Below are 12,850 nucleotides of genomic sequence, written 5' to 3'. Positions count from 1 at the left end.
TCCGCCCCCTGCCCGGAGCACTGCCTGTGCTGATATTATTCAGAACCTTGAAAATCCTTATTTCAAGCCTTTTTCATCCGCATAGGCATTAACTTCCTTTTGTACATAAGCCAGCACTTCGTCCACACCAGCCGCCTTCAGTTTATTGCGGTAATTCTCGATTGCTTTATCCACGTCGGGTACCAAGCCCATCATCAGCGGCATACCGAACTGCTGGTACACCTGGTTGACAGCCGCCAACTGGGATTTAACCGGCTGGTAGTCCATCAGAATCGGGGAGAAGATCTCCGGCTTGCTCTCCGCCTTAAACTCAGCGATCAGCTCATCCTCGCCTGCCCAACGGGACGAAGACGGATGGTCATTTTTGGAGTATCTCCAGCCCCAGCTTGCGATGCTGTAGCCTTTTTTCGGATCTTTGCCTTCTGGAGGAGAAGTGATTTCGCCCTTGTCATCCAGGGTATAATTTTCGCCTTCAATACCATATGTCATCAGGTTATAGTATTTCGGATCATTGCGGAGCTTCTCCAGCACCATCAAGGAACGTTCCGGATTCTCCGAATTTTTCGGAATAGCCATGCCGTTGTTGATGCCAAGATTAGGCACCGCATAATTATGGAAGCGGGTGAACGGGAAGTAACCCATCTTCTTGATCTGCTTGTAGTTTTTCTCAATATCAGAGATAAAGCCGGATGCGCCAGGAGCATTACGCCAGTAAACCGCACCGGTTCCTGTTTTGATAAAATCACCGGATTCCTGCTGAATCGAAAGCGTATTGGACGTCCAGAACCCTTTGTCCGCCCAAGTCTTCATGCGCTTAGCCCACTCTTCGAACTCCGTTGTGAACGGATAGGCCACCACATCGCGAGGTGTATCATAAGATTTGGCCACGATGACGCCGCTGTCGCCGCCGATATTTTTAAAGTCGTAATAGCTGTGGAAAAGGGTATTCACTTCATTCCATGCCTTACCTTTAATCGGCGTCACTTTCTTGACGGTTTTCACAGCCTCCAAGTATTTCTCGATCGAGTCGAGGTCGGTGATTTCGGGGACATTCAGCTCTTCTCTCCAGTCTTCGCGGTACACCAGACCATCCGGCGTATATTCCGGATATGTGCTAGGCACAGCGAGAATTTTCCCGCCTACGCTAACATCCTTCCAGTCCTGCTCCGGCACTTCCTTCCAGGTATCCGGCGCATACTTGGGCAGCAGTTCCGTCAGGTCCAGGAAAGCGCCCTGCTTGGAGTATTTGAAAAAGTCGGCCCAGGATGAAGCAAACAGCATATCCACCTTTTCACCCGAAGCAAGCAGCAGGTTGTACTTGGTCTGCCAGTCGTTCCAGGTTGTAAAGTTCAGCTTGACTGTCGTATTGAGGTCTTGTTCCAGCATTTTGTTCCACTCGGCCACGACCTTCGGCGTATCGGCATGAGCATCGCCCAGCAGGTACCAGTTCAGCACAACCTTTTTGGATGTATCCGGCTTGCCGTCATCTGTTGTTGCCGCGGTTTCCTTTGAGGATGAGTCCGTGCCCTTGCCTTCCTCCGAGCTTCCGCTTCCGCTCCCTCCACTGCCGCCGCATGCAGACAGCATCGCGGTCAGCATTGCCACCGTCATACAGATGGACAGCAGCTTGAACAACCTCTTTTTCATGAGTTACTCCCCCTGATTTTTGATTTTATGTGGATCATGGCATCCGGTTCAGACAGGCGCTTGTTATGACCTAGCCCTTCACGGCACCAATGGTAAGACCCTTGACGAAATAACGCTGTACGAACGGATAGAGAAAAATAATCGGACCGGTAACCACGATGGCCACGGCCATTTTGAGCGTTTCGGCAGGTGCCTTGAAGTCCGCACCCAGATTGCCGGCAATATTCGTCTTGAGCACTGCCGCGCTCGCCAGGATTTTATATAGCAGAAACTGCAGCGGATACTTGGATTCGGTCGTGATGAAAATATTCGCGGAAAACCAGTCATTCCAGTATGCCAGCCCGAGAAACAGACCAATGGTGGCGAGTCCCGGTGTCGAAAGAGGCAAAATCAGCCGTCTGTAAATCGTAAATTCGCCGGCACCGTCGATTTTGGCCGACTCCACGATGGAGTCTGGAATCGATTTCATGAAATTTTTCATCAGGATGATGTTCCATGCACTCAGAAGGGACGGAACCAACAGCGCCATATAACTGTCTTTCCAGTTCAGGTAGTTGACGATCATGATGTACCACGGAATCAGACCACCGCTGAACAGGGTTGTAAAATAGATGAAGAAGGCCAGCTTGTCGCGGTATTTGAAATCCTTGCGGGACAAAACGTATCCAGCCATGGATGTGAAAAAAAGTCCCAGTGCCGTTCCCGCCAGAGTCAGTCCAATGGTTACTTCATAAGCTTTGAAAATTTGCATCGGGTTGCTGAATACCGCCTTGTAGGCATCAAAGGAAAAATGCTGCGGCACCAGCTGGAAGCCATCCCTGATAATATCGTCCTCCGCTGAAAGCGAGCCGGAAATGATCAGCCAAAACGGCAGCAGGCACAGCAGCGTCAGGACCGAAATGACGATATAGCCCATAATGTAAAAAACGATGGTCGAGCGTTCAGCACGCATACATACGGCACCCCCATTCAAAATTTAGGCTTTTACAATCGAATGAACGATTAAAATAACGCATAATCCTTCTGCACCTTGCGCACGATCCAGTTGACAGTGACGACCAGCACGAAACCGAAGAAGGATTGGAACAATCCCGCCGCCGTCCCCATGCCGATATCAAAATTGATGGCAAGTGAGCGGTACACGTAAGTATCAATAATATCTGTGGCATCGTAGAGCATGCCGTTGTTGCCGACGATCTGCCAGAACAGATCGAACTGGCCTTTCAATATTCCTCCCAGACTGAGCAGGATCAGCAGGATGAATGTCGGTCTGAGAAGCGGAAGCGTAATGTAGCGGATCCGCTTGAAAATATTGGCCCCGTCGATTTTGGCTGCCTCGTGGTATTCGTCGCTGATCCCCATAATGGCTGCCAGATAGATGACCGTTCCATAACCGAGGCCCTTCCAGACATTGAAGAAAACGATGATGTATTTCCAAGGCGCGGTATGCAGGTAAAAATCATACGGCTGGAGTCCCAGCTCGCGCAGCAGCGTGTTCACCGCACCGGTTTCAAAGTTGAAGAGATTGTATACGAAAGCGCCGATGAGAACGAAGGAAATAAAGAAAGGCAGGAACATAATCGACTGCGTCGCTTTTTTGAAATATTTCCCGGCCATTTCGCTCAGGAACACCGCACACACAAGCTGCAGGATGTTGCCGACGAATATAAAAGCCAAATTGTAGAGCACTGTATTTTTGGTGAGGTTGTACAGCGCGCCCGACTCGAACAGAAACTTGAAGTTCTGCAAGCCGACAAACGGGCTTCCGAACAATCCGCCGTCGAAGCTGAAGTTCGTAAACGCATAATAGATGCCCACCATTGGAATGTAGCTGAAGACTATGAAGAACAGCAGCGCTGGCAAAATCATTAGAAACAATACTTTGTTTTTGACCAGCTCATTGAAAAACACCCGCATTTGGCTTCACCCCGGTTCGTAAAATAAAGTTGAAATTTCAAGTAGGTGGATTCAGTAATTCCTCAGTAATGGAATCGATTTCATTTATCTCAATAAATTATTTGAATTATCACCTCTCTCAGTTTTACACTCTATATTCACACATAAAATGAAATCGATTTCTTTTAGATTCAAAATAAAAGCCTGCTCTTTTGTTGAAGATTAGGCTGGTATAACGATTTCAACAGGTTAAAACTTAGGTGCTAAGCAGATATTGTAATCGATTTCATTTTGAATTATAATTACGCAAGAAACATTTGTCAAACAAGGATTTTAAAAAAATCAAAAAAAATTAAACTAAAGTAGGTTGAATCATATGGATGCAAAAATCATCGACGTTGCCGCCAAGGCCGGCGTCTCCCCTGCCACCGTGTCTCGTGTGCTGAATCAGGCGAACGGCGTTACCTCCAAGACAAGGGATAAGGTCATGAAGGCTGTAGATGAGCTGAACTATCACCCGAACGCCGCAGCCAAAAATCTGCGCCAGCAAAAGACGATGAATATCGGTGTCATTGCCCAGGATATTAACAACGCATATTTTACGGAGATCATTAAAGGTATTGAAAATATGGCTTATGCCCAGAAATACAGGGTTTTTATTTGCGATGCTGAGAATCAGCCCGAGAAGGAACGCGAATATGTCACGATGCTGATGGACCGTACCATGGACGGCGTCATCATGATCACCCCGCAGCTTTCGGATGAAGAAATTTGTGAAGTCGCGAACAAAGGCTACTTTATCGCCGTCATCGGACGCAATATCGAACATCCAAGGATTCCTTGTATTTACACGGACAACGTTAAATTTTCCCGCCAGGTCATGGAGCATCTGCTGGCATGCGGTCACCGGGATATTGTATTCCTCAACGGCTACCCCGAGGCCATCGACAGCTATGAACGGCTTGAAGGGTATTTAAAGGCGCTCAAGGACAACCAGATTCCGTTCCGTCCGGAGCTGGTGGAGAATGGTGATTTCAACGAAAACGGCGGATACGAAGCAATGAAGCGACTGTTTGACAAAAAAATCCCTTTTAGCGCTGTCTTCGCGGCCAATGATGAAATGGCACTTGGCGTGTACCAGGCGTGTGCGGAACGGGGCATCTCCATCCCGGATCAGCTCGCCGTCGTCGGCGTCGACAATAACCGGATCAGCAAGTACGTCACACCTCCCTTAAGCACGGTCAATCAGCCGAAGTATACGATGGGCGCCATCATTGTCGAGAGGCTTATCGACCAGATGAACGACAACCAGTATGAGGATAAACGGGTATTTGTCGTGGATTCCGAGCTGCTCGTCCGGGGTTCATCCCATTTTTCAAGGAAATAATTCAGAGGAAGCTGCTCATTACATGAGCATGGTCTACAGAAAAGCGCCCTTCGCCATCATTAGCCGAAGGACGCTACAAAGATGTGTCCAGATTCATTCATTGAGCAGGCTAGACCTTCTGGGGAAGAATGCCTTTCCTCTCCAGCTCAGCCATTTGTTCCAGCAGCTTCATACCACTGAGCTGAGTGCTAAGCGAGACACGGCCAGCAGGAGCTATTCTCCAGTCTGTCCCAAAGAGAAGGCTGCCGCTGCTTCCCGCTTCCCATAGGCTATCTGCATTGCGGACCAGCAGTGCTGCTGCCGGCTGTCCCGGAGAGCCTACACATAAGCATAATTCAGATAGATAACGCACCAGAATGCCTTTGAACAGACCTCCGTCACCATCCTCCTCATTAGGAAGGATGCCATCTTGTCCGCTAAGCTCGGCCTCAGCAGCCGCTGCCGTCTTAAGAGCGTCCTCCAGGAAAACGGATTCCAAGGTTGCACGATACAGCTCAACCCCTGCACCTATAAACACACCTTGGCAGTATGTGAACTTCCAACCCTTATCAATGCTTCCATCACCGGTACGGTTTATTCCATCCCAGACCATGCCGCTCTCCGGATCAACCAAATGCTGCTTTTGCCAATCATAAATGCGCTGTGCCCACTCCAGATCCTGCTCGTTACCGAAGCATTGGTACAGTCTTGCCGCCAAAATGACTGCCGGAGCATTCGCAGGGGTATTTTTATAACCCAGCTGCGATTTATGCCAGGCGATGCCTCCGCCCATATGATCATTCCAGCCTGTTTTGATATCCTCCCACAGCAAAAGAACCGTTTCCTTGTAAGCCTCATGTCCGGTCGCGTTATAGGCACGAAGCCAGGCAATGGCCATCCATTCCATGTCATCATAGAGCTCATTCGGATACACGCCTCCGTTGCGCCGTAAAATGCCTTGATGAAGCTCAGCGAGCGTTCTGGCATACATCTCCCGCTTGGATCTGAGAAGTCCGTCCACCAGAACATCCACGGCATGCGCCATCCACCAATAATGGAAAATCGTATTGCATTCACCATTCGGACAAGGTGTCTCTATGTTGTACATCGCAATCTCCGGGTTCCAAAAATACTGCCGGAGTGCTTCTTGAGCTGCTTCCGCACGATCAGACCACAGCATGTTCTCTCCTCCTCTTTCTCTAGACCAAATGTTTTATCGACTGAGTCCGTAAAAAAGAGGGCTGTTCCCCGTACCGGAAAACTACGATTGGAACAGCTCCTCTTTTATAGTTATTGAAGGGTGCAGCTTTCCTTACTCCGCTTCGTTCTGCCAAGCATGAATCAAGAAATCAGCATCTGTGTTCAAAACCGCTTTGGCATTGTCTTGGACGTTGCCGGCCATGGCTTTATTGTTTAAGTGCTTGATGAAGTTTTGCAGATGCTTAACGGCTTGATCCTGCTTACCTCCGTCCAATTGATGCTGCGCCTGGTCCAGTGCGTTGGTCAGCTGTGGAATGAGGGGACCCTTTAATTCGCCAGAATCCGAAAAGCGTGCGGTCAGTTTCTCGAGGGAACCCAGGCTGGTCGATACATGAAATTGGTATGATTGCTGAGAAGGAGTTCCCGAACCCGCATCAATAGTAACGGATGCCGTCTTGTCACCTAATTTGCCGGCCAAAGCTATATCTGTACTGCTGTTCCGGGAATCAACCTTATACTCTTTTCCATCCAGGGTAAGTATGGCAGTTCCACCCGTGGACAAGCCGCTTCCCGCTAGGAAAGTGAGAATGGCATCATCTTTAAGAGAGTCACCATCCTTCAATGCGCTTCCATTAACGGTCAGAGCAAAAGAAGGCTGATCCTTGCTCTCGATTGTGATTCCTTGGGATACATTACCTGATGTATCTACCGATTTAAACAGGATGGAATAATCTTTACCCTGCTCGATTCCGGAGAGCACCGCCGTTTGAATGCCACGGTTCACCTCCATCATGTCACCGATCTGTTGTCCATTGCCGGAAAGAGTGATTTGCACCTTCTGACCATCGATATCGTATGGCCCATCCCAAGTAAGGATCAGTTGGTCACTGCCGCGAGTGACCCGGACATTCTCCACGTCTCCCGGCGGAACCTGGTCCTTTGGAGGATCAACCGGTGGAGTTGGTACCGTGAATACAGATGGATCGCCGAAGGTGAATTTATCTACATTAAACAAATAGTCCGTCCCTTTAAATAACATAAACACAATGTGCTTCCCGGTGACTGGAGCCGTTATATCCGTAGAGAACACTTTGAAATTTTGCCAACCTCCGGTTCCCGTAATGGTATTGCTTGCAATCACGGGGCCGTTCATACTGTCGATTCTGACCTCAATCGTTCCTCCGCTGGTGTCACTTGCTGCGTTGACATGGAACTTGGACGGGCTTGTGCTTCCGAAGTCAATATAGTTATACATGACATAAGGGTTGTTCTTGCCGGAAATTCCCGCAAGATAGGTCTGGCCGCCGCCCGATTCCGTACCAAAGCCCACGCCGCCCGAGTTATCTTCGGATTCAAGCTTTGCATAAGCATCTCTGGCTTTGCCTTTCATGGTTGTAAACGTGAACCAATCCAAATTACAAGGATAGTCACTGCCATTTGCGCCATGGAAAATCAGATACACATCATGCACGCCTACAGCCGCTTTGTCATCGATATTGGCCACGATGTCCACCCATTTATCCCAGCTGTCCAGCGCCGGAATATCTACAACGCCTGCCGTTGGTCCATTCAAAGAGTCCAGTTTGACTTCGATCGTTCCGCCCTGGCTGCCGCTGGATGCATGCACGGTAAGACCGGCCGCACCTGATCCAAAATCAATGCCTTTGTAAGAGACATAGGCATTGTTATGAATTCCATCCAGGAATCCGCCCTCCGCATTTTTACCCAGCCCTTCGCTGCTGTCATAATTTCCAGCCTTCAGCTTGGCATAGGCATCGGTGCGGGAAGGATCGCCCGTGGTGAATTTAAACCAGTTCAGATTAAACAGATATTGGTCATTCGTCTTGGTAAGGACGAGATAGACATCATGGTTACCTGTAATCGTGCTTGGATTTCCCTGATCATCCTTCAGCAGGGTCACGGCATCGATATAGTTGTTCCATCCGCCGGTTCCTTCCACGTTCAGGGTTCCCGCTTTAGGTCCGTCCAAGGAATCGAGCCTGATTTCGATGTTTCCTCCGCCTGTTGCGCTGGCAGCTCTCGCAATAAAGCCCGTGGCGCCTGTGGAACCAAAATCCACATTTTTATACGCGGCGTAGGATCCGGACTGAATTCCGCCCAGCTGCAGAGAGCCTTCTAGCGCGCCCTCCAATCCAAATCCCTTGCCGATGTTATAGTGTTCTGCTTCTATTTTTTTGTAGGGATCTTTGACTGCGAAATGCAGGTCGGCTTCCTGCGGTTTGATCACCGTCAAAGCTTCGACAGCCGCAGCAGAGGACCAGGATTCGTATGTCCCGGACAGAAGCTGCCCTGCCCAGTTGCCATCGATAATATTGTCCGTGTTCCGGTGGCTCCAAGCCATTTCCGTATTGAACGCAACCCACTCGTCAAACACGCTGCCAAATTCCGTATATCTGCTTTCGGATCGCTCATCCAGCGCCTGCTGGAGAAAGGCGAGATTTCGCATCAAAATCGTTTTACCGCCTTTTAAATCACCATTAGGGCCTTCATAGTTCAGCAAACCGTTCACATCCACCAGTTTGTTTTCAGTGAAGTTTGCCGCTTTGACTGCATCGTCGAGATATACCGTATCCCCCGTTATCCGATACAATCCGACTGCCGCGCCGATGTATGTACCCTGATTGTAATGCGTGGCGCCCGGGATTGCTCCTTTTTCGGTCTCAATCCGGTCAAATACTTTGCCGCTGCCGTCGGTCAGCATCGTTTTGCCCCATTTGAATATGCGGGTGGCCGCATCCAGGTAATGCTGATCCTTGGTGATGTTATACATGTATACCGCCGCCTCGGCAGCCGGGAAGTTGATACAGGCATTTTTGGTGTTATGCTCGCTGTTCTGCCACCAGATTCCACCATTCGCAAAACTGTCATCCCACTGCGTGTCATAGACAAAATCGAAATGATGTTTGGCCGCATCAAGATACTTGGACTCCCCGGTAATTTGATAGGCCCGTGCGCTTCCCATCGCCCACCACATGATATCGTCATTAAAAGGGTTATTGGTCCAGTCTGCACCGTACTTGGCCACGATCCCGTCGAAAACATCGTCGATCTGAGCCCGAAGCTGTGCCTTTAGATCAGGATCGGAGGTGTGCTGATAGGCATCCATCACCAGTTCCCACAGCTCGGCTTCTACCCAGAAGCCTTGATGATCGCTATGGCTTGAGTTGTTCCAAAAAATCTTGGCAGCCGGATCCCAGAACGTATTGTTAAATGCTTTCATGGCGGTGTCGGCATCCATAGAGGTAAAGGCATAGGTCGTCGGTGTTCCCCATGCGGATACAGAACCAAACGTTAGCACCACCGCCAAAGGGACGGCGAAAAGCTTGGAAATACGGCTTTTAATCAATCTCATATAAGTGTCCTCCTTTATGTGTAAACTTGAAGCCGGCCTTCGGGAATTTTCGATCGGCTTCATATTTTACTGGCTGGAGCTTACTTCGCTTCCGAGATGACCTTATTGATTTTGTCCGCCATCATGTTCAGGTCCGTTACAGGCGCTTTGCCCATCAGAATGTTTTTCCAGGAGGCTTCGATAAATGGATTGGCTTTCCCCGCCCAAGACGATAAGAAGCGAACCGGCAGCGTGCTTGGGGACTTCAGAATATGGTCGATGCCTTCGCCGATTTCAGCATGGCCAGCGGCTTTCAGGGCATCAAAGTAGGCCGTTGAGGATGCTTGATATGCGGCAGGTGCCACTGGAGTTTTAGGCAGAACTTCCTCATACATTTTGGAATCCAGATACTTGAGCACTTTCCAGACGGCTTCCGGATTTTCAACCGTTGTCGGGCTGCACCAGCCTACGGCATCGTAGATTTCGGTCTGGCTGCTCCCGGTTGGCATCGGCACAAAGCCCCACTCCAATTCTTTGGGAGCCGTACGAATCAAATCATCCGCGACCCATTGTCCCTGCAGCGTCATCGGCACTTTGCCCTGCTTGAAGGAGCTCATGACATTCGTTAAATCGAAGGTAGGCGGGTTCATGGAACCGTCTGCAATAGCCGTTTTGTATTTTTCCACGCCTTCCACGAAACGGTCGCTGATTTCCACTTTCGTTGGATTAATGATGGCGTCCGCGAACGGAGCCCCGCCTGCGGATACCGAATAAAGAGAGGCATAGAACGGATCCAGCGGTGCGTAATAGCCGAACTGCTGCACACCGCCTTGTTTGCTCGACAGCTTCTGCATATCCGCGAAGAATTCGTCATAGGTCCAACCGATTTTCGGCTCTGTCAGACCGGCGTCTGTGAACGCTTTTTTATTGTAGAAGATGCCGTACGTATTCAAAAGACCCGGCAGACCGACCAATTTCCCCTCGTAATGCCAGCTGTCCGCGACACCTTTGTAGAAGCCGTCCATGAACTCTTTGTCCTGGGCTTCCATTGACGACCAATCATACAAAAGTCCCTTGGAGGCATTATCCAGCAGCATGTCGTTGCCTGTCATAAAGATGTCGGGAGCCTTTTTGGCGGTCAGCATCCCGTTGATCTTGACGCCATAATTGTCCAGTGGGGTAGGGATCAGTTTAATCTTGATGTCGGGATTCTCCTGTTCAAAATTTTTCATGGACGCCATGATCTTATCGTTCATTTCTGCCGATTCCCAGGTGATCAGCGTGACCTCGACCTGCTTTTTCGAAGATCCCGAATCAGACCCCGTTCCTGCAGAATCCGTCGTATCCGATTTATTACCGCCGCAAGCGGACAGCAAGCTTGAAAATAGCAGCATTGCGACAATTCCACTGGTCCATTTTTTTGAACCCTGTCTCATAGAAAGACCTCCCTAAAATAATTTAAAATCATGACGCCTGAGCAAGGTATTGTCTTGGGGTTTCAGCAAATCCGGCAGGCACCACCCCCTTATCCGGCAAAGGTTCTTACTTTAACGATGCGGAATTAATGGAACCTAGCCCCTGCATAAAATACTTCTGCCCAAAGAAGAAGAGCAGCAGCATCGGAAGAATGTAGATTAAATCCGCTGCCATGAACAGGTTCCAAGCGGTTGCATAGGTGCCCTTGTATGAGGCCATCGCCAAGGCCAAGGTCCATTTGCTCGGATCTATAATATAAATCAGGGGTTCCAAGTATTGATTCCAGGCACCTTGGAAGGAAAAGATCACCATGGTCATGATAACCGGCATGGTCATCGGCACCAGAACCTTGATCAGCACATAAAGGTCAGAGGCACCATCGATTTTGGCCGCTTCATCAAAGGAAACGGAGATCGTTTTCAAATACTGCACATACAGAAATGAAAACGTGGCGTTCCCGAAAAAGGCAGGCACGATGATCGGCAGCCAGGTATCGTACCATCCAAGATGGGTATAGAGATTAAAAAGAGGAATCATCCCGACAAATCCCGGAAGCATCAGGCTGCCGACAAACATTGAGAACCACAGCTTCCGTCCAGGGAAGCTTAATCTTGCAAGCCCATAGCCGACCAGCACCGAGCTGACAATTTGCCCGATCGTACATGTAATTGCAATAAACAATGAATTACCGAAGGTTTGCCAAAAGTTGATTTCCTTCGTTCCGGTTACAAAATTGGACCAGTGAAGCTCTTTGGGGAACCATTCAGGGGGGATTTTGAATACGTCATTGTTACCCTTCAGTGCAATCGTCACCATCCAGAGAAGGGGAAAAAGCATTGCGACCGCACCAATTGTCAAGATGACAAGGCGGACGGTGTCCAGTATGTTAAAACTCCGTCTCTGCTTAGTCCGAACTTCCGTATGCATCACCATGATGAATCTACCTCCTTATCTCGCATTGTCGCTTTCGTAATACACGAACCGGTTCGAATACCGGTAAGTCACGGCTGTGAAAATCATGATAATCACAAAGAGGATCCACACCTCAGCGATCGAATAACCAAACATTCTGCCATTGAAGGCATCACTGTAGATTTTGAAGTTCAGCAATGAGGTAGAGAAGTTCGGGCCTCCGCCCGTCAGCACTTGAACCTGATTGAATGCCTGGAAAGCGCCGATAATGCCGAGGATGAGCTGTAGGAACAGGATAGGGGTAATCATGGGAATCGTAATATGCAGCGCCATACGCCATCTGACTGCCCCGTCGACTTCCGCCGCCTCATACAGCTCCTGCGGAACCGACTGTAATCCGCTCAAAAAGATAATGATGCCCGATCCGACCTGCCATAACCCGATCAGCACAATCGATGGAAGGGCTGTCGTTTCGCTCGTCAGCCATGTGCCTTCAGGCAGCCCGAGCAGTCTCAGCAGGGAATTGGCCAGTCCGTATTGCGGTTGATAAATGAACAGCCACAAGGTGAGCGAAGCAATCGATGGTACCACGGTAGGCAAATAATAAATCGTACGGAACCATTTGATGCCTGGCAAACTTTTATTCAGCAGCATGGCTAATAATAGACCGAGGATCAGCGACAAAGGGACGCTCAAGAACACAAAGTAAAGTGTCGCCCGAACCGATGGCCAGAAGGCCGGATCCTCTGTGAACATGTATTTAAAGTTATCGAAGCCGACAAAACGGGGCGTATCGTATCCGCTCCATTCGGTTAAGGAGTAATAAATGGAAGATAACAGCGGATAGGCGACAAAGACACTGAAGCCGATGATCGAAGGCAATATAAACAGATAACCTTTGGCCCAGCCGCGAAGCTTCTTATTGTTGACCGTCATTTTTCACATACCTCCCTCATTCAATCTTCCTGACTCGTGAACCGAATCAGCCAATATGCTCTGCC

The 12,850-nt window shown here is 49.3% G+C and carries 9 protein-coding genes; 1 reads left to right on the top strand and 8 read right to left on the bottom strand.

The annotated features are described in order from the left end of the window. Nucleotides 1–57 precede the first annotated feature (57 nt). The 3 genes from E6W40_RS23260 to E6W40_RS23250 form a co-directional block, all read right to left on the bottom strand. Nucleotides 58–1,647, bottom strand: coding sequence for an extracellular solute-binding protein (locus E6W40_RS23260; RefSeq protein WP_136607936.1), 1,590 nt, complete (start codon nucleotides 1,645–1,647; stop codon nucleotides 58–60). A gap of 70 nt (nucleotides 1,648–1,717) precedes the next feature. After that, nucleotides 1,718–2,599, bottom strand: coding sequence for a carbohydrate ABC transporter permease (locus tag E6W40_RS23255; protein ID WP_136607935.1), 882 nt, complete (start codon nucleotides 2,597–2,599; stop codon nucleotides 1,718–1,720). Nucleotides 2,600–2,649: 50 nt separating this feature from the next. Then, nucleotides 2,650–3,564: an ABC transporter permease gene (locus E6W40_RS23250; RefSeq protein WP_136607934.1), complete on the bottom strand. Its 915-nt coding sequence runs from the start codon at nucleotides 3,562–3,564 to the stop codon at nucleotides 2,650–2,652. Between the two features lie 355 nt (nucleotides 3,565–3,919). On the opposite strand from E6W40_RS23250, the gene E6W40_RS23245 reads away from it, so the two are divergent. After that, a complete protein-coding gene (locus E6W40_RS23245) occupies nucleotides 3,920–4,930 on the top strand; it encodes a LacI family DNA-binding transcriptional regulator (RefSeq protein ID WP_136607933.1) in 1,011 nt (336 codons plus the stop codon). 109 nt (nucleotides 4,931–5,039) lie between these two features. Here E6W40_RS23245 and E6W40_RS23240 read toward each other — a convergent pair whose 3' ends face one another. The 5 genes from E6W40_RS23240 to E6W40_RS23220 form a co-directional block, all read right to left on the bottom strand. Then, a complete protein-coding gene (locus tag E6W40_RS23240) occupies nucleotides 5,040–6,089 on the bottom strand; it encodes a glycoside hydrolase family 76 protein (protein WP_136607932.1) in 1,050 nt (349 codons plus the stop codon). Nucleotides 6,090–6,221: 132 nt separating this feature from the next. Continuing rightward, nucleotides 6,222–9,482 (bottom strand): carbohydrate-binding protein, encoded by a 3,261-nt coding sequence (locus E6W40_RS23235; protein ID WP_136607931.1) that lies wholly within the window; start codon nucleotides 9,480–9,482, stop codon nucleotides 6,222–6,224. An 80-nt stretch (nucleotides 9,483–9,562) separates the two neighbouring features. After that, nucleotides 9,563–10,897 (bottom strand): ABC transporter substrate-binding protein, encoded by a 1,335-nt coding sequence (locus E6W40_RS23230; protein WP_136607930.1) that lies wholly within the window; start codon nucleotides 10,895–10,897, stop codon nucleotides 9,563–9,565. Between the two features lie 106 nt (nucleotides 10,898–11,003). Beyond that, nucleotides 11,004–11,870, bottom strand: coding sequence for a carbohydrate ABC transporter permease (locus E6W40_RS23225; RefSeq protein WP_136607929.1), 867 nt, complete (start codon nucleotides 11,868–11,870; stop codon nucleotides 11,004–11,006). 15 nt (nucleotides 11,871–11,885) lie between these two features. Next, nucleotides 11,886–12,785: a carbohydrate ABC transporter permease gene (locus E6W40_RS23220; protein ID WP_136607928.1), complete on the bottom strand. Its 900-nt coding sequence runs from the start codon at nucleotides 12,783–12,785 to the stop codon at nucleotides 11,886–11,888. Between the last annotated feature and the right edge of the window lie 65 nt (nucleotides 12,786–12,850).

It is taken from the genome of Paenibacillus dokdonensis, assembly GCF_004916975.1.
In the GTDB taxonomy this organism is placed as follows: Bacteria; Bacillota; Bacilli; order Paenibacillales; family Paenibacillaceae; genus Paenibacillus_AQ; species Paenibacillus_AQ dokdonensis.
The sequence above is the reverse complement of the archived record's forward strand: the minus strand, read 5'-3'. Positions and strand labels throughout refer to the sequence as shown.